Genomic DNA, 25,065 nt, shown 5'->3' with positions numbered 1-25,065 from the left:
ATATGCCGGGAGACAGGATGGGTCGTGCTTTTAATCTGCGTTCATCCGCGTTTATCTGCGGTTACAAAGGTATTATTCCGCGAGCAGCACCGCGACGCCGTCGCGGTTTTCCAGCGTGGTGCCGAGCGATTGTGACAATTGCTGCAATTGTCCGACGACCTCCGCGGCGTCACGCCCGACCAACGGACGCGGCTGGAATACGACCTCGGCGTTCTTTACGTTGAGCGGGACCATTTTCAGCTCGCGCCATTGCCGGTCACGGAAGGTGAGCAGCGCGATCGCGCTGCGCGTGGCGGTGTTGCTGAACGAACCGAAGGCGAAGTTGCCGAGACTGTAAAGAATCACGCCGTCCTTGTAACGTTCCACGCCTTGCAGGATATGCGGGTGATGCCCGAGCACCGCGGCGGCCCCGGCATCGATGGCGGCGTGCGCCAATTGCGTCTGGTAGTCGCGCAGCTCGGTCTTGCCTTCCTGTCCCCAGTGGAACGAAACCACCACGATATCGGCCGTCTGGCGCGCCGCCGCCACGTCCGCGCGCACATGCTTCTCATGGCCGAAGGCTGTTCCGGGCTTGTCCGGCCCGGCCCAGAATTCCTCGGGAAACGTCAGGGAATAGGCCAGAACCGCCACCGTGACCCCGTCCGCCATCATATATACCGGTTGGCGCGCCTCAGCGGCGTTCCGCCCGGCTCCGGCGTGGCGTATACCGGCCTTGTCGAGCGCCGCGCGCGTGTCTTCCAGACCCTCGGCGCCGTAATCCAGCGTGTGGTTGTTGGCGAGCGAGACGACGTTGAAACCGGCGCGCGCCAGCGCCGGCGCGACCTTGTCCGGCGGCGAGCGGAATACATACTGCTTGGCCGTGCCGGCGGCGCCGCCATCGGTCAGCGGGCCTTCCAGATTGCCGAAAACGATCTGTGCCTGCTTCAGGATATCTTTGGTCTGTTCGAACGGATAGTCATAGCCGTATTTCTGCATCTCCGGTGCCGCCGTGCCGCCAAGCATGATGTCGCCGACGGCGGCGATGCGCAGCTCGACCGCCGACGCCGTCGGCGCCTTCCTGGCCGGCGCGGGAATCAACGCCGGTGACGGCGCCGCCTTCGGCACAACTTCCGGGGCTGGTTCAGGAGGTACGGCTGGCGGCGTCGCGCAGGATACGCCGGCGGCGCAAAACGCCGCCAGCAGCAGGTGCCGCCCCAGCCCATGTCGGATCAGGACCATGAACCGATTATAGGGGATTATCTTTTTGCGGGTACCGACTTGTCGCGCGCGCCCGCCAGGCGGATCAGCGACCGGCGCAGCGCCGGGTCGAGGATGTCGTCCGCCACGCTCTTGATAAGGTTGGCGGCGTTGTCCGGTATCCTGCTCGGCAGCACGATGGACTGGCGCCTCTTTTCACCCGGCGCGCGCGCCCGCTCGGGCAGCACGCGCACGTACAGCTCGCGCAGGTCGTGAAAATAGGGATCGTTACGCAGCTCGTCCATGATCTCCGCTTGGCTGTGGCGCAGGCGGCTGGCCCAGGCCGAGGTGTCGGCGCGCAGGCTCAGGCGGCCGTTGTCGTAGCTGACGGGAAAACTGTGCGAAACCAGCGGCTCGCCCATGTTGGCCTTCCAGTGCGACAGCAGGCTGGAGAGCTTGTCCATGTGCACGCCCGCCCGTTTCAGGATTTCGCCGGGCAGATGTGCGCCGGCGTTCCGGGGTCCGTTCCTTGTCATGGGTTCTTCACCTCTTGTGTTCGTTCCATCCAACGCGGCCGGACATTATGCTCAAATAAAAATCGCGCGCAACGTTGACAAGTGAAAATTTTTTTAAAATCGCGGTAACATGCAAGATGTGAACCAAATTTCTGACGCGATCGCAAGCAATTTATTCCGTGTACGACAGTCCATCGCCGACGCCGCGCGCGCGTGCACAAGAAGTTCCGACGCTATCCGCTTGATTGCGGTGTCAAAAGGTCATCCGAAAGAAGCGATAGCGGCCGCCATGGCGGCCGGACAGAAAGATTTTGGTGAAAGTACAACACAGGATGCGCTGCCGAAGATTTCACAGCTTGCAAATCCATCCATCGACTGGCATTTCATCGGTCATCTGCAAACCAACAAGGCCCGGTTCATTCCGGGAAATTTTTCCTGGCTGCATTCGCTCGACAGTCTCGAACTCGCGCGTAAACTTTCCCGACGCGCCGCGGAACAATCAGCAACCATTAATATACTGATTGAGGTCAACGTCAGCCGCGACCCGAAAAAACACGGCCTCACCCCCGAAGCCCTGCCGGATTTCATCGAAAAATATTTAAAGGAGAACTTCCCCGCCCTGCCCCTGCGCGGCCTGATGACCATCGGCCCCCATGCGGCCCCGGAAAAGGAAATTCGTGCCTGCTTCGCGGGCCTGCGGCGGCTGCGCGACGACTATCAGCGGCGTTTCGGACTGAAAAATTTCACCGAGCTGTCCATGGGCATGAGCGGGGACTACATCGAGGCCATCCAGGAAGGCGCTACGATGGTGCGGGTGGGCACGGCGATATTCGGGGAACGGGATTATTCCAAATAACCGCCCTATTCCGGTTTGTTCATCTGCCGTATGAGCCCGACGGCCATTCCCGCCAGCAATAACACGCCGCCGACCAGTACCGACCAAAGCACGAGCTTGCGCCAGGGAACCGGATACGGGCCCGGTTCCAGCCGGTCTGCGCCACCCAATACGACACGCTCACCGACAGCCACGGCCATCGGATGGATTCCGTTGTTTTGCTGATCGAGCGCACGCAACAGTTGCTCGACAGGTTGCTCGGCGCCACTCACATCGTGACCGCCAATGGCAAGCAGGTAAGGTCCGCTGCCACGCGCGAGAAACGTCACCCGGTCGCCGACCCAGCCAAGCTCGAGTTTCGGCGGACGGCTGCCAAGACCGTCATTCGATTCAATATCAACGCGCCAGTAACGATCCATGCTGCGCGTCACCGACACGGTCTCATTGCGGAACTCGACGCTGGGCTCGCCCGGGTGCACACGGTAAAACAGGCCCGTGTAGCGTTGGCGCCAGGGGGTTTTGTCGTCGGCGCGGGACCAGACCGCCGCCCGCAACAGATTGTTGGGTTCAGGCAGATCGATATTGAGGCGATCAACGGGAAAGCGTCCGCCGGTGTCAAAAGTCAACAGCTCACGGCCTGCGTCACCCACGACGCGCTGTCCCTCGAGCCTGAGCCACGCCGCGGCAGGTTCCTGTCGCACCGGTGCCAGCTCCGCCTCGACGGCCATGATCGAAGCGACCTGCGTCCCGGCTGGCCAAGTCAGGCGGAAGTACCCGGATTTGACGGAGCCAAACTCGATCACATCGCGCGTGAGGCGCTCACCACCATGAACCAGTTCGGCCAATGCCGTTGAATCGACGATGGTCGACCAGCGATTGAGATCATCGCTCCGTGACAGCGAGATTTTCGCGACAAAACTCTCGGTTTTTCCCCAACGAACATGCAGCTTCGTCAGCGGAGCGGTAACCTGGCTGGCGTCAATCAAATACGCCGTCACCGGCTGGTGGTTTGGCGCCGATGATGCCTCATTGATATTGATGATGGTGCCATTCTGGTCGCGGATCACCTTTACGGATAGCGACTCATGGCTTCTGGTGTCGCCGCCATGCACCGGAAAGACAGGCAGGCTGACCCGCTTCGATGCCTCGTCAATTGGCGCGGGACGCATCAAGGCATAGGGAACAACCTCACCTTGCGCATTGAAGACACGCAAGTCCCCAAGGTCACCGCGCCGCGAAATGCGATACATTTCCTCCGGTAGAACCACCTGGTAAACCGGCAGACCGGGAGCCGTGTTCAGCCTGTAGCCAAAGGCGAAATCGTCGAGCGTTATGGCGGGTCCGGGCCCGGCGGCCAGGGCATTGGCAGCCAACAGCAGTCCGAGAAACGTCGTCCAATAGGTGCTCATGCCGGTGTCTCCCTGGTTTGACGTGGCGGTAGCGGGGAGAAATAGCCGATAACCAGCATTAATATTCCCACGCCGACGAACGAGATGATCCGCGCTACGGTTCCAATGCCTGTCAAGTCGACAAGGAACAGCTTTATCACGACGATGCCCAGCAACGCCGCGCCGGCAAACCACATGACGCGGATGGCGCGCCGCGTGGCCAGCACCATGGTCAGCAAGGCGATCGTGCTCCAAGTCATCGTGAGCGCCGCCTGGTAGGTGACCGAACTGAACAGACCATGTGCGGTATACGGGACATCCGCCCAGAAATGCACCGCGCGCCCCACCGCCGCACTCAGCCAGAGCAACGCCAGCATCCCAATACCATAAGACAGCAGCTTCACTCCATCGCCGCCGAGATTCAGAGTCGGCTGCGCCCGCCAATAGAGCAGCCAGCGCAGCAACAAGGCCAGCACCAGAAGCTGCACAATATCTATCGGATTGGCGATGGGCAGGTAAGGCAGCGGATAGCTCTCGCCGCGTTCGCCCAGCGCCCTCAGGCTCCATGTCACGAGCGCGGCCATGATCGGCACAAGTCCAAAGCTGCCGATCTCGCGATGAAACCGTACGGAAGGCCATGGCGCCTGTCCGCCCCAGCGCAACAGGACGGACGCGGCAACAACGGGAATGAACGCCCAGGCGGCAAATCTCCACGTCGGCGCAATCTGGCCATAACGTTCGATGATCCAGCTGCCTTCCATGGTGGCCAGGAGCACCATCAGCAGGAACCCGCCGATATGCCAGAGCCGCACCAGCTCCACCGGCCAGCGCCGCTCGAATCGGCTCAATGCCAGATAGTGTGCAGCGAGCGCGACGACCCAAGCCACGCTTCCCCATCCTTCGAATGGATGCGATGCCGAGCCGTTGAGAATGAAGAATGCAGCCGTCAGCAGCATTGCCACGAGCAGTCCGATCGGCACCATGGCCAAACCGTTCCACTGCAGCGCGTGTGCCGCCAGCGTGGCCACCAGGACGCTGACGGCCACAAACAGCAGCACCAGCACAACCTGTTCCTGGCCGTGGAAATAACGGCCGATTTCGTTCACGCCTCCGGTCAACCACCACACCACACCCCAGGCGAGCAGGATAAACTCGAACGGCGATTCATACTCGTGCAATTCGCTGCGCGCGCGTGACAGGACAAACGCGGATATCAGGCCGGCCAGCGCGATGACGATTGCACCGAGACAGGTTGCATTCAGGACCGGCAGCGCTGATGCGGTGGCCTCGATAACCCGGCCATGAACCGGCGACAACAGGCCCAGACCCGATCCGTGACTCATGAATGCGAATGCGGCCCCGACTTGCAGCAACAAGCCGAATCCGCGCGCAAGCATGCGCCGCTGCCGCACGCCAATCCAGACAATCGCCGCGCCCTCCAGCGCCCACGCCGCCGCCGTCCAGTTGCCATCGAGCGCCAGCGGTATCGCCAGGCTGCCAAAAACAACACCCAATGCCAGGAACGCTTCCGTCAATACGCGCATGCCCGTGATCTGCCGGCGCCATAGCGCGGTGGCGAGACCGATATACAGTCCGCTGATCGCCAGCGCGCTCATCGCCAATGCGTATTCATAGGGACGGACCAGAACCGCCTGCAGGCCGAAGCCGACCACCGGAACGCCGAACACGATCGCGCCGTCAACGTATCCACGCAGCTGCAACGGCTGGCGGTGCGCGAAAAGCACCGCGATCACGACATAGAAAACAAAAAACAGGATCAGGAAAGGCTCGGTCGAGGCAAACAGCTCGGGTTGATAGTTACGGTGCCCCCACAGCGTGCCGATGACGAAGGTGAAGGCAAAACCGATGAGGTTGAGCTCGCGCCAGGCGCGAAACCAGCCGATGCCGACGATACCGGCGTTTAGCAGCGCGTAATACGAAAACAGCATCACGTGGTTGCCTGCCCCGGTCGACACCAGCACCGGCGCGAGGAAACCGCCGGCCGCGCCGAAGGCTGCCAGCGCCCGCGCGTCCTGCAACACCGCCAGTATTCCCGACAGCACCACCAAGGCCACCATCACCCCGAAGGCAAAGCCCAGCGGCAGCAACTGATACAGCTTGGCGGCCGCAAAGACGGTGAGGTAAAGCACACCGATGCCGGCCCCCTGAATGATCAGCGCGTACCCGGGACGCCTGCCCCGAAGCCGCCAGCCGACAACCAGCAATGCCAGGGCGCCGATGGCCGTGCCGATAAGACGCAACTCGATGGGAAACTTGTTGTGCTCGACGGCGTATTTCAGGAGAAAACCGACGCCGAAAAACAGCACGATGACGCCGACCTTGACCACCAGATTCCCGCTGGTGAAAAAATCATGCAGCCAATCGACGGCCTGTTTGAGCGGGCCAGGCTGTGCCGGTGCTGGCGCGGGACTCGGTGCGGAGGGACGCGGTTTCGGAATATTGTCGCTGGCGGAGATCGTGCTGGCTCGTGGCGCCGGCAGCGGAGGAATTGTCACGGCCTGGACAGGCTTCGGTGACTCCCGCGGCGCCGGGGATGGTTCCGCGGCAACCGGGCGCGGGCTCGCGCTGACAACCTGTTGGTCGAGTCGCGCCTCGAGCTGCATCACCCGCTGACGCAATTCAGCGACTAACGCGGCAAACAAGCCGATCAGCAAACCCGCCACGACTCCGGTCCACTGAAATAAAACACCACCAACGAGCGCCCCGATAATGGCACTGGTGAGCTTAGTCATCCCTGACTTTCCTCTTTTTATTCATATTCAATGAATAGTAGCAAACCTGCCAAACGGGCATTCGGGGCCAGAATGCCGCAGTTTCACAGCGTAATGCGCATACATATCGGCCAATTACGCCAAGATGGACGGGGCGACTGCCGGCAGCGTTTCGGACTGAAAGATTTCACCGAGCTGTCCGTGGGCATGAGCGGGGGTCACATCGAGGCCATCCAGGAAGATGCGGCCATGGTGCGGGTGGGAACGGCGATATACGGAGAACGGGATTATTCAGAAAAACAGGCCGGCGTTATCGTCAGTTGTGTCGCAAAACCCGTTTTTTGACTCCGAACACCTGCACGGTTTACCTCCATTTGCTGAATCAGCGCATGTTGCGCTAATGTTTCCTGCCGGAACGACGTGCAAACAACGACATAACCGCTCATATCACGCCATTGGAGGGATCATGAACCCCGGAAAGATTGCGCTGACGATTCTCATCGTTCTGTTGGCATCCTGCGCCCCCACGAGGCCGCAATTTACCGAGGTGTCAGTTCCTCCTGTGCGTGAACAGCACCAGGGATTTTCCCTGATGCCGCTGGACGAGAGCGGCTGGTTAATGCTCGCCAATCGTCCCGAAGGGATCGTTCTCGGCAAACAGACCGGTACGGATGAAAACCATATCATTCGCGCGTTCACGCAGGTAATCCCCCCGTTCAAGTCACAGGATGAATTCATCGGTTACGCGAAGACCGCGCTATCCATGGAGGATCCGACACGTCACAAGCTTCTGTCGCATAGCGACAAGGCGATAAAATTCAAAGGACAGCCATGTGTGCGCACCTACGACATGATGGAAGACCACAAGGCCGTCAAGCGATCCGATCGCCCCGATTACATGATTCTCGAGGCATCTTCCCTGGTCTGCGAACACCCCCAAAAAGGAGTTGCCGTAATCGTGGCCTACTCCTATCGCTACTACCCCGGACACGACGACAAGGGACTGGCAACGAAGGCGCAAAAAATATTCGACAGCATCGAGTTCACCGCTTTTTGAGTTACATGAAGCCTGTCGCGCCGGCCACCATCGCCATTGCTGAAAGTCGTTGATCGGAATAACCGCTGAACTGCCGGCGTCATTTCCGGTCAGAAGTTGCGTCCGAATTCGCGGATAATCGGGGTTTTCCGGAACATCAGGCAAGGAGCACACCATGAAAAACGTAACAATGCGCAGTCTGCTGGCAACGGGTTCGGTGCTGGTCCTGCTGGCGCCGCTGGCGCTGAGGGCGGCAGAGCCGGAGGACATCATCAAGTATCGCCAGAACGTGATGAAGGCCATCGGCGGACATACCTCCGCGGCGGGGGCGATCGTGCAGGGCAAGGTGGATTACAAGTCCGATCTCCTGGAGCACTCGCGCTCCCTGCAGGCGTTGACCCGCAACATTCCGGCGCTGTTCCCGAAGGATTCCGATTTTGGCGAGACCAAGGCCAAAGACGAGGTGTGGTCGAAGCGCGCGGACTTCGAGAAGCGGGCAAAAGACACCAAGGACAAGGTTGAGGTCTTCGCCAAGGCGGTTCAGAGCAGCAACCAGCAGACCATCGCCGCCAGCTTCAAGGACGTGGGTGAAAGCTGCAAGGCCTGCCACAAGGATTTCCGCAAGAAAGACGACTGAAATCAACCCGCTCACAACCGGAAACATGCTGGCTCAGCGCCATGCGGCGGTCATGCTGTGGCTGGCCGTCGCGACAGCGCCGGCCATGGCCGCCAACGCAGACACGCCACCGGGCGAATATCTGTTCCGCGCCGCCGGTTGTGCCGGCTGTCACACCGACGCGGACAGCAAGGGTACGCCGCTGGCCGGCGGGCGGGCGCTGTCCACCCCCTTCGGCACTTTTTACAGCCCCAACATCACGCCCGATCCCGACACCGGCATCGGCCGCTGGAGCGAGGCCGACTTCGTGCGTGCCTTGCGCGAAGGCATCAGTCCGCAAGGCCAACATTACTACCCGGCCTTCCCCTATACCTCTTATACGCAACTCACCGATGCCGACCTGCGCGCGCTCTGGGCTTACCTGCACAGCGTGAAGCCGGTGCGGCAGGCCAACAAGCCGCATGCGCTGCCGTGGTACCTGCGCTCGCGCGCCACGTTGCGGATATGGAAAATGATGTTTTTCGGTCCCGGCGCATACGAGCTGCAACACGACAAACCGCCGGCATGGAATCGCGGCGCGTACCTGGTCAGGGCCGTCGCCCATTGCGGCGAATGCCACACGCCGCGCAACCTGCTCGGCGGTTTCAGGCAGTCACAGCAACTGGCCGGCAATCCTCATGGCGTGGACGATGCCAAAATACCGAATATCACGCCCGACCGGAAAACCGGCATCGGCACGTGGACCGCGAATGATCTGGTTTACTACCTGGAAACCGGCGCCACACCGGACGGGGATTTTGCCGGCGACGCCATGGCCGAGATCATCGACAACAGCACCTCGCAACTCACCGGCGACGACCGCCGCGCGATTGCGGTCTATATAAAGTCACTGCCGGCGGTGGAGACAGAAAGACTGGAGCGTGCCCGCAAGGAAAAGCCGCCAAAGAAAAAGGAAGCCTGGGAATAATCGGGAATTCACAGAAAACCGCCGGGACGGGAAGTCTGGAAGGGCTTGAATAATTCATTCTTAACCCATTTAATCCACATTCCATCCCGCTATCACAAGGAAAACCGCCCGTATGAATGACGTGCGCTGGTGTGTCGTGATGAACAACCTGCTGTACCCCGCCGTACTCGGAACACTGATCTATACCGGCTTCAATGAATTCTCGGGCCATGCGATCTGGGGCGAGCAGGCGTTCCTGGCGCTTGCCCTCTTCGTTCTCTACGTCATGGACTACGCCCACTCCGTCAGCGAGGGCAATCGCAAAGCCTACACATCCGGCAGGTTCCTGGCCGACCTGGTGATCGTTGCCTGTCTCTTCATCGCGGGCAACGCCATTCTCGGCGAGAACCTTTTCCCCGCCGTCCACCCGGCGTGGTGGCTGCTCGGCACCAAGCTCGCGGCGCTGTGGTGGGAATGCTGGGGACACCTGCGCGAGAAATGGCCACCCCGAAAACGCGTCGAGGTCGAGACCGACACGGCGTTTGCGCTGGTTTATCTCATCGTCGCGGTCGGTTCCCTGAACATGGAGATACCGGCGCTTGTACTCGCTGCCGTCGTCGCGGCCGACGCCTTCTACTATTACCAGTACGAATCGCTGGTGGCGGCGGCCTCCAAAGCCGCGTCGGCCCCCAAAGCGCCCGCCAAACCCCGTGTCCGGCGTGTGCGCGCCAAAACCGTGCCGGCATGAGAGAAATTATTGTTTGTCTGGCCGTGGTGGGCGCGTTGTCCGCGGCAGGCTGCACCGAACGGGCGTGGTACGAAGGCACCAAGCAGAGCCAGCGCAACGAATGCTACAAGATGCCGCCCTCGGCGCGCGAGGAATGTCTGAAGGCGCTGGAGAGCGAGGGTTATGACGAATATCAAAGACAAAGACAGGAAGAACTGAAAAAGTAAATCCGGATAAAAATCGGACCATCCGAATTCCATGACCGACAACGACAATTCCGGTAACCCTCCGGCCCCTGATCGTGACCGCCGCAAGAAGATGCGGCGCCTCGGCAAGGAACGCCGCGACCAGCCGCGCTGGGACACGGACAGCCCCATCCGCCGCAAAAGCCCCGGCCGCCGCGCCCTCGACCGCCTGAAGAGCGCGCTGGATTTCATCAAGAAATAAACCCGGCTTTATTGGCCCAAAAGTAACGGGGAAATCACCGCCGAGCGGGGCAGCAAAACCGCAAAAACGATCTATAGTTGAGCTTGTATTTCAATTATTTCGTTATTCCGGGAGACATCGATGGCGGATCAGGAACTCGACGCGCGTGGCATGACGTGCCCGTTGCCGGTCATGCGTGCGGCGAAAATCATGCTGGCCATGAAGGTCGGCCAGACACTGCGCGTGCTGGCGACGGATCCCGCCACGGTTACGGACTTCGATGCCTACGCCAGGGGCTCGGGCAACGCCCTGCTCGAATCGAAAAAAACCGCCAAGGGCGATTTCGAGTTTTTGCTGAAACGGGCGTAAAAACAAAAACAGCTCAAGGTTGCTCGAATGTACAAGCGGTCCATATTTTAATTTTGTGAACGGGAGAAACAACCATGGCTGACCATGAACTGGACTTGCGTGGACTGAATTGCCCGGTGCCTGTCATGCGCATCAAGAAAAAAATGCAGTCCATGGCCAGCGGCCAGACGCTGCATGTGCTCGCCACGGACCCGGGAACCGTGCCGGACTTCAAGGCCTACGTGAAAAGCTCGGGTGACACCCTGCTTGAGTCGAAAAAGACCCCCGAGGGCGATTTCGAGTTCCTGCTGAAGCGGGCATAAATATCTCCGGACTGCGTCACCGACCACCTCATTTCCATCCTGATACGTTGAAAAGGAGTTTCCGATGAAACACATCAAGGTCGCTACCATCGGCGCCGCGTTTTCGCTGGCCCTGCTGGCCTCGCCATCCGTGTTCGCCGGCCCGTACTCCGATGAAATGGCCAAATGCCTCGTCACCTCGACCAGCGAGGCCGACAAGAATTTTCTCGTGAAGTGGATATTCGCCGCCGCGTCCCTGCACCCCGCCGTCAAATCGATCAGCTCCATTTCCGATTCGCAGCGCAACGAGCTGAACGTGAAAATCGCCAAGCTGTTTGAAAGACTGCTCACCGAATCCTGCAAGGCGCAGACCCAGCAGGCGGTGAAATATGAAGGCCCGGGCACAATCGAAGCGGCATTCCAGGTGCTCGGCCAGGTCGCCGGACGGGGGCTGTTCTCCGATCCTGGCGTTGCCGGTTATGTCGCCCAGCTTGGCAAGCACGTCGATCCGAAGAAAATGGAAAGCGTCCTGGGTGTGCCCAAGAAACCAAACTGATCGCGTTATTTAAGACCAAGTGCAAATAAACAAAAGCCGCCCACCGGGCGGCTTTTGTGTTGGATGACGCTTACCGCCGTCTCCGGGCCGCGTCCACGCTCCAGGCCCCGGCGCCCGCAAAGACGAAATACAGGAACACGAAGCAGTAGAGCACCGCGAGCTCGCCCCCGTTCAGCATCGGCAGCAGCGCATTCCCCTGGTTCGCATGCGCCATGAAATACGCCACGGCCATGAATCCGCACAGGACGAAAGCCACCGGCCGCGTGAACAGCCCGATCAGCAGCAGCGCCCCGCCGCCGACCTCCAGCACTCCGGCGAGCCCCACCAGCGACATCAGCTGCAAGCCGTCAAACATCGCTACGTGTGGCATGCCGAACAGCTTGGCAGTGCCGTGCGCCATAAACAGATACGCCGTGACAATGCGCAGGACCGCCAGCACGCGCGACTGCCACGAATTGAGAAATGCCGTATTCATTTTCAAAGTCCCTTTTGGTTGAAAGACGGTTGATATCGGCCCCCAAAACCCTAACCCATGCTACCCCGCGCCGCCTTCTTGGCCCGCTTCGCCGCACGTTTTTCCTTCATGGTCTTGGCCGGTTCCTTCTTGGTCTGCTTTTTACTGTCCATACCCTTGCTCATTGTCGTGCTCCTTGGTGGTTGAGATCATGATCTTGCGTGAAAAACGCAGGAAGCGCCAGCTCCCGGCACGCCGGCATCACCCGGGTAGCGGTCGCACAACCGGGAAGGATATGATTGAAACCGCTTGTAGCGGAGATGACAGAATAATTCGAACCTGGACAAGAGGAGACTGAATATGGACATGGTAGAGGCTAAAAAGAATCAGCATAAGAGTTGGACCATGGTCGCCCCGGGTTGGGGCAAGTACGATCCGCAAATGCGCACCTGGGCACAGCCGGTAACCGATCGCATGATCGCGCTGGCGGCCATTCGCGAGGGCTCGCGCGTGCTCGACATCGCCTGCGGCGCGGGCGAACCGGCGCTGACCATCGCCGAGCGGGTCGGTCCCGGGGGCGCGGTGCTCGCCACCGACTTTGTCGAGGAGATGATCGGCTACGCGCGCTCAAAAGCACAGGCACGCGCACTCTCAAACATCGAGTTCCGTTGTGTCGACGGCGAAGTCATCGACGCGATGAAAAACTCGTTCGACGCCGTGACCATGCGCTGGGGCCTCATGTTCATGCCCGATCCGGGCAAGTGCATGCATTGCGCCTATACCGCCCTCAAGCCAGGCGGAAAAGCGGTGATCAGCGTCTGGACCGAGGCGGCGAATAACCCCTTCGTCACGGTGCCACTCGGCGTGCTCAAGCGACACATGGATGTTCCCACCCCGCCTCCGGGCGCGCCCGGCATCTTCGCGCTCGCCAACCCCGACCGGCTGCGCAGCATTTTTGCCGAAGCGGGTTTCCGCGACGTGGCGATCGAACAGGTGCAAATCCCAATGGCCGATTTCCCGACCGGCGCCGAATACGACGTCTTCATACGCGAACTCGCGGGACCCGTGGCGAGCCTGTATGCACAGCTGCCGGCGGAAACGCAAGAACGCGTCAAGAAGGAAATCGCTCAGGAAGCTGAGGCGCGCAGCTCAAAGCCCGGGCGCGTTTATCTTCATGGCATTACTCACGTCGCCGTCGGCACCAAGTAAAGAAATCTGGCAACCGTGGCCAGCCCCTTGCCATGGCCCGGCAAAGCGAATTTGTTGAATTCGTCGTCGAACTGCTGGCGCCGCTCGGCAACGTCCGGGCGCGCGCCATGTTCGGCGGCCACGGGATTTATCGGGGCGAGATCATGTTCGCCATCATCGTCGATGACCAACTGTATTTCAAAGCCGATGCCGTTACGCGCGAGACATTCACCAAACTGAGCCTGGCGCCCTTCACCTATGTCGCCCGCGGCAAGACCCAGACCCTGCAATACTACGAAGCCCCGCCTGAGGTCTTCGAGGAACCAGAGGCCATGCAAGCCTGGGCCACACAGGCCATCGGCACGGCGTTAAACGCCAAGCGCCGCAAACAATCACCCAAAAAGCGGCGCCGCTGAAATCTGAGCCTAGCCCTTTAATTCCGGATTTCAAAGCGTTAAATGGTTCCAAATCCAGAAACATGTTTACGGATATAGCAACATGGTTCTATATATGGAAACTGTTTCTGGAAGTTTCTATGCTGTCTACTTCTAGTTAGGTTCGCGTGAACATACCAACGGAGTCATTTGAAGCAATCTATACGCAATATTCAGCGGCGATTGCGTGGATGAAGAACATAGGTGTGAAGATTGGTCCTGGGAGGACCTCTCACTATGAAAAGATCGTCGGGTATTGGAAAGATACGTACAAGACAGCCTCAGCCGAAGAGGGGAAGAAAATATTTCCAGACTTCGTAAGTTCAATATACGAAATCTACGACTTTGTGAGTATTTATAGCGCTCTTAAAGAGGTTCCGAATGGTCAGCTGACATCAATCACAGAAAAATTGCAGAAAGCGGTAAATGGCCCGATAAACGCGGTGGAAGAAACCCCTGACTCAACAACTGCGCGAAACTTTTTGTTCGAAGCTAGTGTTGCCGCAAGAGCCTACCGTCCCGACAAAGGCGTTACAACAATTCTCGATGCTAAGTCTGATACCGGAATCAGTATTGACGGGAAGAAAATATGGGTGGAATGCAAACGAATAACAACGACCAATAAGATCGAAAGCAATGCACGAAAAGCCTCCAGACAACTGGAGGACATTCTCAAAAGACAGATAGGTTCTGGTCATCGCGGAATTGTGGCTTTCGATATATCGAAGATTCTCAATGCGGGTGACAAGATTTTCGTTAGCGAGAACGATACTGCCCTCATGAGTTCGGTAGATCGGATGATGGATCAATTCATGAAGGAGTTCTCCCATATTTGGCAGAAGGTGTATACGCGAAGAAATCGCAAGATCATTGGAACAATTGTTCGATTTGCTTTCATGTCCAGCTCAGAGGCAAGAAATATTCTTGTGCATACTCAGCAATGGGCTCTAAATCCACGTCTTGGGGTATCGGTTAGCGATGATGAAATACAAAGACGACTGGTATCTAGTCTTTAGCAATCTTTGCAAGACTTTTGATGCGAACCTAAACAACCGGCTCGTGCGGACGCCGGAGACAACGCGCCATGTTTCCTGATGCTACTGTGGCCGGCGCCGCACATCCGGAACGTTAGGCCCTATGAAAGTCACATGCACGAAACGAGAGGCGGCGGTAAGGCAGATTGATGTTGCTATCGCCCTGCTACTTACGGACGGGGATCCTCTCGCAGTACGTACACTTGCCGCAGCAGCCCACGGCATCTTGGCCGACCTTGCGGAGAATCAGAATCGAGGATCATCTTGGAGAACCAAGATGGTTGAAGACTCTGGGCTGAGTAAGAAGGATGCCCTACAGGTCCTCAATGCGGCGCAGAACTATCTGAAACACGCCGATCGAGACCCAGATTCGACACTTTCATTTGATGAAGAGGAGAATGACCATCTGCTGTTCGTTGCGTCCCTGGAGTGCGGTGAGCTAGGTCATCAGTTGTCATTTTCGATGCAGGCTTTTCAGATCTGGTATTTGGCCCTCTATCCAGAAAAAATCGGTCACGACTCCGAACCAGTTATAACGTCGAAGAAGGTCTTCCCCGGCCTTTCTACGAAAAAGCGAAGTGAACAGTTAGCATTAGGCCACGAGTTTCTCGAAAGAGCCCTGGAACACAAGGGGCTCTTATGAGGCATCGGTCAGCCGGCCCAACAAATAGAATTAAAGGGGCCCGAATTAAAGGGGCCAATTAAAGGGGCCAGGCTCAATTAAGGTTTTGCTAACCGCCCCGTAGCGTTCGGCGGATGCTTCAAAACCGTCGCGAGCGGCCGTCGAATTAAAGGGGCCAGGCTCAATTAATTCTACAAATCCATTCGAAGTCACAAAGGTTTTGCTAACCCACCCCGTAGCGCGCGCCGAGTACCGCAGTCCCACCGGGAGCGTTTAAGCGAGACCGTGTTCGAGCCCGAGGCGCGTGGTTTGCGCCCGGCGAGTTGGTCGAGCGCCCGGTGGGGCGAGGAACGGAGGAGGCTGTCGCGCGCTCCGGGCGTGCTTTCTCTTGGTGACTTCTCTTTGCACGAGCAAAGAGAAGTCACCCGCCCGCGGTGCGGAAACCGCAATTATGCTTTTGAGTCGCGCGCAAAGCGCGCGAACCATTTAAAGACTGGATTCCCGCTTTCGCGGGAATGACAACCAACAAAGTGTTCGCCCTTCGACAGGCTCAGGGCGAACGGCTGAGTGGAAAAATAAAACTAATAATCCTTCGGCGATGAAGCCCTCGCCGACAGATAAGCCCCCAAAACAATCAACCCCCCTCCTATCCACTCCCTCACCGTCACCACCTCATCCGTCAGCAACTGCTGCGCGATCGCCCCGGCGACCAGCTCGATCAAAGCCAGCACCGCCGAACGGTGCACCGGCATGTGCGTCACGCCGTATTGCACCAGCAATGTCATGAGCAAAATGCCAAACACGCCAAGCGCCACCGCGCCGGTAAATATTGAGAGCGACGGCTGCGGCATGGGCAGGGAAAAAAGCGCGATCATGACCAGCGCCAGGATGCTGACGCCGGCCCAGACAGATAAAACCTTCGCCTCGATAGACACGTCGTGCAGGCGACGTGTAACGGTGTTGGACAACGCGAAGGCGAAGCCCGCGGTAAGCGCCATCCAGTCGGCCTTGCCCTGCGGCCAGGGCGCGCCGAGGACCGGATTCCACAGCATCAGCAGCGCGCCGGCCATGGCGATGGCGAGGCTGGCGTAACCCATGCGCGTGATGTGCTCGCGCAGGATGGCCCAGGCCATGAGCGTGGCCCACAGCGGCGAGAGATAGAACAGCAGCAACACGCGCAGGATGTTGCCTTCCAGCACTGCCTCGACGAAGGCGATGTTGGTCCAGCCGGCGGTCACCATGAGCAAGGCGAGCCAGCCGGGGTAGCGGGTGAATTCCGGAAGCGATTTGAGCGTGAACGGCAGGGTCACGGCGAACGCCGCGCCGTAGAGCGTGAGCGTGAGCCAGATGCCGCCGAGGCCGCCGCCTTCGAGCAGGCGCATGGGGTACCAGATCACGCCCCACATGCTGGCGCCGGTCAGCAGGGCCGCTACCGGATAAAAACGCCGCGTGTCGCTGGAGGACATCAGGGGCTCCCCCTATGTTTCTTTTTTTTCAACGAACCGGCCTCCATGTAATAAATTCGCTTAAACAGGCCCTGCCTTTCCCCCTACATTAAATAGCATAATAGCGTTCCCATCACCTCCTGCCGGGCCAAGGTGGCCTACACTTAAATACCATGTAGTTGAAAATTCATCGCGGTCCCGACCCCGTTATCCATCCAAAGCGGTGTGCGCGGCAATAAAAATGGCGTAGGGAGAAATACCCGTGTCACGAGATGCCGGATCGGCCAAAGAATCGTTGAAAAAAATAGCGGCGCTGGCGCTGCTCACCCTGCTCTATTTCGCGGCGGGCAAGCTGGGGCTGGCGCTGGCGATCGTGAATCCCAGCGCCACGGCGGTGTGGCCGCCGACGGGAATCGCGATTGCCGCGCTGCTGATCCTCGGTTACCGCGCCTGGCCGGCAATTCTGGCGGGCGCGTTTCTGGTCAACCTCACCACCTCCGGCTCGATCCCGGCATCGCTCATGATCGCGGGCGGCAATGCGCTCGAAGCCCTCGCCGGGGCATACTTGGTCAACCGTTACGCCAACGGCCGGCACGTGTTCGAGCGTGCGCGGGATATTTTCCGGTTCATCGTGCTGGCCGGCATGGCCAGCACGGCCATCAGCGCCACCATCGGCGTGGCCAGCCTGCTCCTGAACGGACTCGCACTGCCATCCAATGTCCCGCACGTCTGGCTGACCTGGTGGCTGGGTGACGCCACCGGCGCCCTGATCGTCGCGCCGGTGCTTATTCTCTGGGCCAACTACATTCGCGACCGGGACCGGACGCGGGTTCTGGAAGCCGCCTTGTTGTTGCTGTCGTTGCTGGTCGTCGGCGTGATCGTTTTCAGCGACTTGTCCCTGTCCGACATCCGGAGCTACCCGGTTTATCTGCTGGCGCTGCCGGTGGTGGTCTGGTTTGCCTTCCGCGTCGGTTCACCCGAAACCGCGACCGCGATCCTGATTCTGTCCGGCATCGCCATCGCCAGCACGTTCGCGGGCAGCGGACCGTTTTCCGGCTATCCGGCGAACGAGGCGCTGCTGTTGCTGCAGGGTTGCATGAGCATCGTGGCGATAACCTTCCTGAGCCTGGCGGCCGTGGTCGCGGAACGCCGGCGCACGGAACAGGAGCTGGCTTACAGTGAGCGCAAATACAACAGCGTGGTCGAAACCGCGCGCGACGTCGTCATCACCATCAACGAGCGCAGCGAGATCCTCTACATCAACGCAGCGGCCGTGAAACTGTTTGGTTACCGCGTTTCCGAAATGATCGGCCAGAACCTGGCCATGCTGATGCCGGAACGGCTGCGCTCCAGACACCAGACGTCGTTTGAGCATTATGTCCTCACCGGACAGAAGCACGTCGCGTGGGATGGCGTTGAACTGCTCGGCCGGCACAAGGACGGACACGAAATCCCTCTCGAGGTTTCCTTCGGCGAATCCTCGCAGGGAAACCTGCGCCTGTTCACCGGCGTGATGCGTGACGTCACCAGGCGAAAAGAGGCCGAGGAATCGAGCCGCTGGCTCGCGACCCTGGTGGAGTCCACGGGCGACGCGGTCGTCGGCAAGACCCTGGATGGCGTCGTTCTGTCCTGGAACTACGGCGCGGAAAAAATATACGGTTACACCGCCAGTGAAATGATCGGCCGTCCGATCTCGGTTCTCACGCCCCCGGACCGCCTCGACGACATGTCGAGGATTCTGGAGTCTATCCGGAGCGGCGTGGAGATTCACCGTCTTGAAACCGAGCGCGTCCGCAAGGACGGCCAGCGGATCTTCGTTGCGCTCACCATTTCTCCGATTCGCGACGCGACCGGCGCGATTCGCGGAGCCTCCACCGTCTCACGCAACATTACCGACAGAATACGCGCCGATCAGGCCCTGCTCCGCAGCCAGTCGTTCCTCACGCAGGCGCAGGAAATCGGCGGCATCGGCAGCTGGGTATCGAGCCTCGGCCCGGACAAGCGCCTGTGGTGGTCGAGCGAGACATACAGGATATTCGGCATCGAGGAGGGAACCGCGATCGACAACGATACGTTTTTCGCCGCGACTCATCCCGACGACCGGGCGGCGATTCAACAAGCCGTGCAACAGTCGATTGCGGCCCATAAACCGTACACCCTGGATCATCGCATCCGGCGCCCGGACGGTACCGAACGCTGGGTGACGGAACGCGCCGATGTCACTTTTGACGACCTGGGCCGCCCGGTCAATCTCGCTGGTGTGGTACAGGACATTACCGATCGCAAGCGCACCGAACAGACGATTCAACGGCTGGCCTACGTCGATTCCCTGACTGACCTGCCCAACCGTGCGTCCCTGCTCCAGCGCCTGAAAGAAGCCATCCTGAATGCGCAGGCAAAACAACAGACGTTGGGCTTGTTGCTGATCAACATCAAGGATTTCCGTGACATCAATGACACACTCGGGCACGAGAATGGCGACCGGTTCCTGGTGGAAGTAGCGTCCCGGCTGCGCCATGCTCTCTGGGAATCGGACATCATCGCGCGCCTGACGGGCGATGAATTCGCCGTGCTCCTGCCGCGTCTGGCCCGGCGTGACGACATCGAGCTGGTGGTGCGCAAAATGCTCGAGGCGCTGAAACCGGTGGTCACCATCGCCGGCATACCGCTCGAAGTGCGCCCGGCCATCGGCATCGCCCTTTACCCCGAACACGGCAGCGACACCAGCACCTTATATCAACATGCCGACGTGGCGCTGAACGCCTCCAAGACGAAACATGAAGCGTACACGATCTACGATCCTGCCATTGACGTTTATGACCCCCAGCGGCTCAGTCTCATGGCGGAGCTGCGGCTGGCCATCGCGACCGACCAGCTGCAGCTGCACTATCAGCCGCGCATCGATTTTCGCAAACGTTCGCTGGTCGGTGTCGAGGCCCTGGTGCGCTGGCAGCACCCGAAGCGCGGATTGATCCCTCCCGACGAATTCATTCCCGCCGCGGAAAAAACCGGCCTGATCGACGAACTGACGCTGTGGGTACTGCGTACCGCGATGTTTCAGGGAAAACACTGGGAAGCGCAGGGACTGATGCTCGAAATAGCCGTGAATATCTCGACGCGCAGCCTGCATGAAATGTTTCTGGTTTCCTCGGTCAGGGAGCTGCTGCAGCAAACCGCTTTTGCGCCCGAACGCCTGATTCTCGAAGTCACGGAGAGCACCATCATGCTGGACCCGGTGAACGCCATGCGCGAACTCGAGGCGGTGCACAAACTCGGCGTCCAGCTCGCGATCGACGACTTTGGCATCGGCTACTCATCGCTGGCGTACCTGCGACAGTTGCCTGTCAGGCATCTGAAGATCGACAAATCGTTCATCATCGACATGCGTGACCCGAAAAATGGCGCCATTGTGCGCGGCACCGTGGAGCTCGGGCATAGTCTCGGTCTCAGTGTCACCGCTGAAGGCGTCGAGGACAAAACCAACTATACGTCACTCAAGCTGCTCGGCTGCGACCAGGCGCAGGGCTATTACATCAGTCGCCCGCTGCCTGTGAGCGCGTTCAATGACTGGTTATCAAAATCCAGATGGAAGGCAAAAACGGCAAGGGCGATGTGAGGCCGGGCGCCGCGGAGCGCAACGGATCCCGGTCGCCACCATGCCGGCACGGATGAGCAGACTTCGACCGGACTGATACCCGCGGTTCGATTGGCCGACGCGGCAGGCTTACCGTATAATTTTCGCGATGAATTCCCGACTCGCGAGCCTGCAGCCCTACCCGTTCCAGCGGCTCGCCCAGCTCCTCCAAGGCATCACCCCGCCCGCGGACAAGAAACCGATACGGCTGTCCCTCGGCGAGCCGCAACATGCCGCGCCCGCTTTCGTTTTGGAAGCCCTCACATCCCGTCTCGTCGGGCTGTCGCACTACCCGGTAACCAAAGGCTCGGCCGAGCTGCGTCAGTCCATCGCCAAGTGGGCCACGCGCCGGTTTCAGCTGAACAAGATCGCCCTCGACCCGGAACGGCATGTGCTGCCGGTCGCCGGCACGCGCGAGGCGCTGTTCTCGATCGCCCAGGCCGTGATCGACCGGCGCGTGAACTCGCAGCGCCCGTCCGTGGTCATGCCGAATCCGTTTTATCAAATATACGAAGGTGCGACGCTGCTGGCCGGGGCGCGGCCGTATTTCCTGAACGCCTCGGAGGACAACGGCTTTCGCACCGACTTCACCGACGTGCCGGATGAAATCTGGACCAAGGTGCCGCTGGTGTACATCTGCTCCCCCGGCAACCCGACCGGCGCGGTGCTGCGGCGCGACGATTTCGCGCGCCTCATCGGGCTGGCGCACAAGCACGATTTCCTGATCGCCTCGGACGAGTGCTATTCCGAAATCTATTTCGACGAAGACAAACCGCCGCTCGGGCTGTTGCAGGTGGCGGACGAGCTCGGCATCCAGGATTACAAACATTGCCTGGCGTTCCACAGCCTGTCGAAGCGCTCCAGCCTGCCGGGGCTGCGTTCCGGTTTCGTCGCCGGCGATGGCGCGGTGATGGAGCAGTATCACCAGTACCGCACCTATCACGGCTGCGCCCTGCCGCCGCCGACGCAGGCGGCCAGCGCCGCGGCCTGGAACGACGAGGCGCATGTGCGCGCCAACCGCGACCAGTACCGCGCCAAGTTCGACGCGGTGCTGAAAATCCTCAAACCGGCGCTGGACGTGGACAAACCCGAGGCCGGCTTTTACCTGTGGCCGAAACTGCCCAAGGATGACGAAACCTTCGCGCGCGAGCTGTATGCGCGCGAAAACGTGCTGGTGCTTCCGGGAACCTACCTGTCGCGCGAGTTCGAGGGCGTAAACCCGGGCCGGAACCGCGTGCGCCTGGCGCTGGTGGCGCCGCTGGCCGAGTGCACCGAGGCCGCACAGCGCATCCGAAATTATGTAGAATCGCTGGGTTAACTATTTTAATTTCACAGAATTAACGGGATTTTTCAGGATTTACTGGATTTAACGAGATTTTGTAGGGTGCACAAAAGCGAAGCGTTGCGCACCGTGCGGCCTCATTCGGTGCGCTTCGCTAACGCTCAGCGCACCCTACATTTGATGAATTGCGAAATACTGTTAAGGAAACCATCATGAGTGACATACAGTCCATCATCAACGAGGCCTTCGAGCGGCGCGCGAATATCACCCCGCGCAACGTCGATACGCTGGTCAAGGACGCCGTGCACGAGGCGATTAACCTGCTGGACAGCGGCAAGGCGCGCGTGGCCGAGAAAAAGAACGGCCAGTGGGTCGTGAACGAATGGCTGAAAAAGGCGGTGTTGCTCTATTTCCGCATCGAGGACAACCAGTTCATCAAGGGCGGCTACACCAATTACTGGGACAAGGTGCCGTCCAAGTTCGGCGATTACAACTCCAAGGCCTTCCGCGAGGGCGGCTTTCGCGTGGTGCCGCCGGCGGCTATCCGCAAGGGCGCCTATATCGCGCCCTCGGTGGTGCTCATGCCTTCTTATGTGAACATCGGCGGCTACGTGGACGAAGGCTCCATGGTGGATACCTGGGCCACGGTCGGTTCCTGCGCCCAGATCGGCAGGAACGTACACCTCTCCGGCGGCGTCGGCATCGGCGGCGTGCTGGAACCGGTGCAGGCCGCGCCCACGATTATTGAGGACAACTGCTTCATCGGCGCCCGCTCCGAGATCGTCGAGGGGGTAATCGTCGAGGAAGGTGCGGTGATCTCCATGGGGGTGTACATCGGCAAGAGCACCAAGATCTACAACCGCCTGACTGGCGAGGTCAGCTACGGCCGGGTGCCCAAGGGCGCCGTGGTGGTCTCGGGCAACCTGCCCTCGTCCGATGGCAAGTACAGCCTCTACTGCGCCGTGATCGTGAAGCAGGTGGACGAAAAGACCCGCTCCAAGGTCGGCATTAATGAGTTATTGCGCGACATCTGAGCGTCGCGATTTCGATAAACTTTTCCTATTTTTATCAGATAATTATTAAAAATGCCTGATAAGACGCTAGAACTAGCGAAGCAGCTGATCGAGCGCCCTTCACAGACGCCGCGCGACGAAGGCTGTCAGGAAATCATGATCAAGCGCCTGGCGCCGCTCGGTTTCCGGTGCGAGCGCCTGCCCTTCGGCGACGTCGAGAACCTGTGGGCGGTGCGCGGCAGCGCCAAGCCGCTGGTGGTGTTCGCCGGGCATACCGATGTTGTCCCCTCCGGCCCGCGCGACGCATGGAAGAGCGACCCCTACCAGCCCGAGGTGCGCGACGGCCACCTGTATGGCCGCGGCGCGGCCGACATGAAGTCCTCGCTGGCGGCGTTCGTCACGGCGATCGAGGATTTTCTGGCCAAACACCCGCAGCACCAGGGCGCCATCGGGCTGCTGATCACCTCGGACGAGGAAGGCCCGGCGGTACACGGCACCGTAAAGGTCATGGAGTGGCTTGGCAAACAGGGCATCAGGATCGACCACTGCATCGTCGGCGAGCCTTCCTGCGTCAAAACCCTGGGCGACACCATCAAGATCGGCCGGCGTGGCTCCCTCACCGGCCGCCTGTTCGTGCATGGCAAGCAGGGGCACGTGGCCTATCCGCATCTGGCCAATAACCCCATCCACAAGCTGGCCCCGGCGCTGGCAGAACTGGCCGCGACCGTATGGGACCAGGGCAACGCGGATTTTCCGCCGACCAGCTTCCAGGTTTCGAATATCCACGGCGGGACCGGGGCCGAGAACGTCATCCCCGGCCGGCTCGAGGTGGTGTTCAATTTCCGCTTCTCCACCGCCGTGACCGACGCCGAGCTGCGCCGGCGCGTGGAGGAGATCCTCGGGCGCCACGGGGTGGAACATCAGCTCCAGTGGATCCTGTCCGGCCACCCGTTCCTGACCCGCGGCACGGCCCTGATCGAGTCCGTGCGCCGGGCCGTCAAGGACGAACTCGGCATCGAGACCGAGGCCTCCACCAGCGGCGGCACCTCGGACGGCCGCTTTATCGCCCCCACCGGGACCGAAGTGGTCGAGCTCGGTCCGCTCAATCGCACCATCCACCAGATCGACGAATGTATCGCGGTCGAGGACCTGGGCCGGCTGGCGCGGGTATACCGCCGTATCCTGGAAAATCTGCTCGTGAGAACGGCTTAAACTTTTATTATAAAAATCATATAAATACTTACTATAATTAGCCTGTATTCTGGATAAAATTCAGGCCGTTGAATGGGTCTCATTGGCACCAGAGACAAGGAAGAAGAACCTATACTTTGGTACAACACGATGCCGTACGAATGCGGAAACGGCACACAGGAAAAACTGGAACCCGCGTGAAGCACTACACCGTTGGCATCCCCGCCAGGATCACCCGCCCGCCCGGATGCGGCAAGCCTGCCCTGTTTCCCCCGGGCCCGACACGGGCATGCCCGGGACCGGCGGGCGCATGAGCGAGTTCCTGATCAGCGGCCTGACCGATGCCGGCCGGATGCGCGAGCAGAACGAGGACAACATCGCCATGGCGCCCGAGGCCGGGCTGGTCGTGGTGGCGGACGGCATGGGTGGCCATCGCGCCGGCGAGGTGGCCAGCCGGCTGGCGGTCGACACCATCCGGCGACATATCGTCGATACCCTGGCCGAGACAGAAACGGACGGCAATGGCAGCATCGAGGTTGCCGTGGTGCGCGATGCCATCCTGCGCGCCAACCGGGCGATATTCGAGTGCGCACGCGAAAATCCGGAATACGCCGGCATGGGTTCGACCGTGGTGGTCGCCCTGTTCTACGGCGACAAGCTGTGCGTCGGCCACGTCGGCGATTCACGCCTGTACCGCTTCCGCGACACCATACTGGAACAGGTCACGGAGGATCACTCGGTGGTGCAGGAACTGATCAGCCGCGGCCTGGTGACGGCGGAAGAGGCGCGCCAGTCGATCAGCAAGAACCTGGTCACGCGCGCGCTCGGAATCGATCCCGACGTGGAGGCCGACGTAGCCGAGCACGATGTATACGACGACGACGTCTACCTGCTCTGCTCCGACGGTCTGAACGACGTCCTCGCCGATGGCGACCTCGAGATGATGCTCACCGAGCTTGGGCGCAATCTCGAATCCACCGCGCGGCAGATGGTGGATACTGCCAACGCGCGCGGCGGTCCGGACAACATATCGGTCATTCTGGTGCGCACGCGACGCGGTTTCGTGCGCAACCCGGAGACGCTGCGGAAACTGCGGGACCAGGATTGAGACTTGCCGCGGCAACCGTCACGAATATAGCTGATTATTGAAACGGGATTGGGATAC

At 60.0% G+C, this 25,065-nt stretch carries 26 protein-coding genes; 20 read left to right on the top strand and 6 right to left on the bottom strand.

From position 1 onward, the window contains the following. Nucleotides 1–72: 72 nt before the first annotated feature. Both SCL_RS06630 and SCL_RS06625 read right to left on the bottom strand, forming a co-directional pair. On the bottom strand, nt 73–1,218 hold the full coding sequence (locus SCL_RS06630) for a CapA family protein (protein WP_096360489.1): 1,146 nt from the start codon (nt 1,216–1,218) through the stop codon (nt 73–75). 17 nt (nt 1,219–1,235) lie between these two features. Then, entirely contained in the window at nt 1,236–1,712 is a 477-nt protein-coding gene (locus SCL_RS06625) for a DciA family protein (protein WP_096360488.1), read from the bottom strand. A 109-nt stretch (nt 1,713–1,821) separates the two neighbouring features. Between SCL_RS06625 and SCL_RS06620 the strand changes: the two genes are divergently transcribed. Beyond that, nucleotides 1,822–2,547: a YggS family pyridoxal phosphate-dependent enzyme gene (locus SCL_RS06620; protein ID WP_096360487.1), complete on the top strand. Its 726-nt coding sequence runs from the start codon at nt 1,822–1,824 to the stop codon at nt 2,545–2,547. A gap of 5 nt (nt 2,548–2,552) precedes the next feature. Here SCL_RS06620 and SCL_RS06615 read toward each other — a convergent pair whose 3' ends face one another. Together SCL_RS06615 and SCL_RS06610 are read right to left on the bottom strand one after the other, a co-directional pair. Next, the gene (locus SCL_RS06615; RefSeq protein WP_096360486.1) at nt 2,553–3,935 is read right to left on the bottom strand and encodes a DUF3999 domain-containing protein; all 1,383 of its coding nucleotides are present in this window, start codon (nt 3,933–3,935) and stop codon (nt 2,553–2,555) included. Continuing rightward, on the bottom strand, nt 3,932–6,667 hold the full coding sequence (locus SCL_RS06610; protein WP_096360485.1) for a DUF2339 domain-containing protein: 2,736 nt from the start codon (nt 6,665–6,667) through the stop codon (nt 3,932–3,934). The genes SCL_RS06615 and SCL_RS06610 overlap by 4 nt, the downstream gene beginning before the upstream one ends. Nucleotides 6,668–6,760: 93 nt before the next feature. Between SCL_RS06610 and SCL_RS06605 the strand changes: the two genes are divergently transcribed. From SCL_RS06605 to SCL_RS06560, 10 genes are all read left to right on the top strand, one after another. Then, a complete protein-coding gene (locus SCL_RS06605) occupies nt 6,761–6,991 on the top strand; it encodes a hypothetical protein (protein ID WP_096360484.1) in 231 nt (76 codons plus the stop codon). Nucleotides 6,992–7,112: 121 nt separating this feature from the next. Beyond that, entirely contained in the window at nt 7,113–7,703 is a 591-nt protein-coding gene (locus SCL_RS06600) for a hypothetical protein (RefSeq protein ID WP_148665015.1), read from the top strand. Between the two features lie 154 nt (nt 7,704–7,857). After that, complete coding sequence (locus tag SCL_RS06595; RefSeq protein ID WP_096360482.1) at nt 7,858–8,319, top strand: c-type cytochrome; 462 nt, start codon at nt 7,858–7,860, stop codon at nt 8,317–8,319. Nucleotides 8,320–8,344: 25 nt separating this feature from the next. Beyond that, nucleotides 8,345–9,265, top strand: a complete 921-nt coding sequence (locus SCL_RS06590; RefSeq protein ID WP_096360481.1) for a cytochrome c — start codon at nt 8,345–8,347, stop codon at nt 9,263–9,265. Nucleotides 9,266–9,377: 112 nt separating this feature from the next. Further along, nucleotides 9,378–9,992: a hypothetical protein gene (locus SCL_RS06585; RefSeq protein WP_096360480.1), complete on the top strand. Its 615-nt coding sequence runs from the start codon at nt 9,378–9,380 to the stop codon at nt 9,990–9,992. After that, on the top strand, nt 9,989–10,198 hold the full coding sequence (locus tag SCL_RS06580; RefSeq protein ID WP_096360479.1) for a hypothetical protein: 210 nt from the start codon (nt 9,989–9,991) through the stop codon (nt 10,196–10,198). Before SCL_RS06585 ends, SCL_RS06580 begins: the two co-directional genes overlap by 4 nt. Nucleotides 10,199–10,229: 31 nt before the next feature. Further along, nucleotides 10,230–10,418, top strand: a complete 189-nt coding sequence (locus SCL_RS06575; protein ID WP_096360478.1) for a hypothetical protein — start codon at nt 10,230–10,232, stop codon at nt 10,416–10,418. Between the two features lie 120 nt (nt 10,419–10,538). Further along, complete coding sequence (locus SCL_RS06570; protein ID WP_096360477.1) at nt 10,539–10,766, top strand: sulfurtransferase TusA family protein; 228 nt, start codon at nt 10,539–10,541, stop codon at nt 10,764–10,766. A 74-nt stretch (nt 10,767–10,840) separates the two neighbouring features. Beyond that, complete coding sequence (locus SCL_RS06565; protein ID WP_096360476.1) at nt 10,841–11,068, top strand: sulfurtransferase TusA family protein; 228 nt, start codon at nt 10,841–10,843, stop codon at nt 11,066–11,068. Between the two features lie 64 nt (nt 11,069–11,132). Further along, nucleotides 11,133–11,603, top strand: a complete 471-nt coding sequence (locus tag SCL_RS06560) for a hypothetical protein (protein WP_096360475.1) — start codon at nt 11,133–11,135, stop codon at nt 11,601–11,603. Nucleotides 11,604–11,673: 70 nt separating this feature from the next. Here the strand turns inward: SCL_RS06560 and SCL_RS06555 are convergent, their stop codons facing one another. Continuing rightward, entirely contained in the window at nt 11,674–12,078 is a 405-nt protein-coding gene (locus SCL_RS06555) for a DoxX family protein (RefSeq protein WP_096360474.1), read from the bottom strand. Nucleotides 12,079–12,462: 384 nt separating this feature from the next. Between SCL_RS06555 and SCL_RS06545 the strand changes: the two genes are divergently transcribed. The 4 genes from SCL_RS06545 (at nt 12,463) to SCL_RS06530 (ending at nt 15,356) form a co-directional block, all read left to right on the top strand. Then, nucleotides 12,463–13,266 carry a class I SAM-dependent methyltransferase gene (locus SCL_RS06545; RefSeq protein WP_172425949.1) on the top strand — a complete coding sequence of 268 codons (804 nt, stop codon included), beginning with the start codon at nt 12,463–12,465 and terminating at the stop codon, nt 13,264–13,266. A 32-nt stretch (nt 13,267–13,298) separates the two neighbouring features. Further along, nucleotides 13,299–13,661 carry a TfoX/Sxy family protein gene (locus SCL_RS06540; protein WP_096360471.1) on the top strand — a complete coding sequence of 121 codons (363 nt, stop codon included), beginning with the start codon at nt 13,299–13,301 and terminating at the stop codon, nt 13,659–13,661. 146 nt (nt 13,662–13,807) lie between these two features. Continuing rightward, the gene (locus SCL_RS06535; RefSeq protein WP_148665014.1) at nt 13,808–14,695 is read left to right on the top strand and encodes a hypothetical protein; all 888 of its coding nucleotides are present in this window, start codon (nt 13,808–13,810) and stop codon (nt 14,693–14,695) included. 121 nt (nt 14,696–14,816) lie between these two features. Further along, nucleotides 14,817–15,356 (top strand): hypothetical protein, encoded by a 540-nt coding sequence (locus tag SCL_RS06530; RefSeq protein ID WP_096360469.1) that lies wholly within the window; start codon nt 14,817–14,819, stop codon nt 15,354–15,356. Between the two features lie 560 nt (nt 15,357–15,916). Here SCL_RS06530 and SCL_RS06525 read toward each other — a convergent pair. Further along, the gene (locus tag SCL_RS06525) at nt 15,917–16,801 is read right to left on the bottom strand and encodes a DMT family transporter (protein ID WP_096360468.1); all 885 of its coding nucleotides are present in this window, start codon (nt 16,799–16,801) and stop codon (nt 15,917–15,919) included. Between the two features lie 241 nt (nt 16,802–17,042). On the opposite strand from SCL_RS06525, the gene SCL_RS06520 reads away from it, so the two are divergent. From SCL_RS06520 to SCL_RS06500, 5 genes are all read left to right on the top strand, one after another. Further along, nucleotides 17,043–20,396: a bifunctional diguanylate cyclase/phosphodiesterase gene (locus SCL_RS06520; protein WP_096360467.1), complete on the top strand. Its 3,354-nt coding sequence runs from the start codon at nt 17,043–17,045 to the stop codon at nt 20,394–20,396. A gap of 127 nt (nt 20,397–20,523) precedes the next feature. Further along, on the top strand, nt 20,524–21,732 hold the full coding sequence (gene dapC / locus SCL_RS06515; protein WP_096360466.1) for a succinyldiaminopimelate transaminase: 1,209 nt from the start codon (nt 20,524–20,526) through the stop codon (nt 21,730–21,732). A gap of 176 nt (nt 21,733–21,908) precedes the next feature. Continuing rightward, nucleotides 21,909–22,730, top strand: coding sequence for a 2,3,4,5-tetrahydropyridine-2,6-dicarboxylate N-succinyltransferase (dapD, locus tag SCL_RS06510; protein WP_096360465.1), 822 nt, complete (start codon nt 21,909–21,911; stop codon nt 22,728–22,730). Nucleotides 22,731–22,781: 51 nt separating this feature from the next. Continuing rightward, on the top strand, nt 22,782–23,921 hold the full coding sequence (dapE, locus tag SCL_RS06505) for a succinyl-diaminopimelate desuccinylase (RefSeq protein WP_096360464.1): 1,140 nt from the start codon (nt 22,782–22,784) through the stop codon (nt 23,919–23,921). Between the two features lie 289 nt (nt 23,922–24,210). Then, nucleotides 24,211–25,008 (top strand): Stp1/IreP family PP2C-type Ser/Thr phosphatase, encoded by a 798-nt coding sequence (locus SCL_RS06500; protein ID WP_096361878.1) that lies wholly within the window; start codon nt 24,211–24,213, stop codon nt 25,006–25,008. Nucleotides 25,009–25,065: the final 57 nt, after the last annotated feature.

Origin of the sequence: Sulfuricaulis limicola, assembly GCF_002355735.1 — a bacterium.
Lineage (GTDB): Bacteria > Pseudomonadota > Gammaproteobacteria > Acidiferrobacterales > Sulfurifustaceae > Sulfuricaulis > Sulfuricaulis limicola.
Note: the sequence above shows the minus strand (reverse complement) of the source record. Positions and strands in the feature narration are given on the sequence as shown.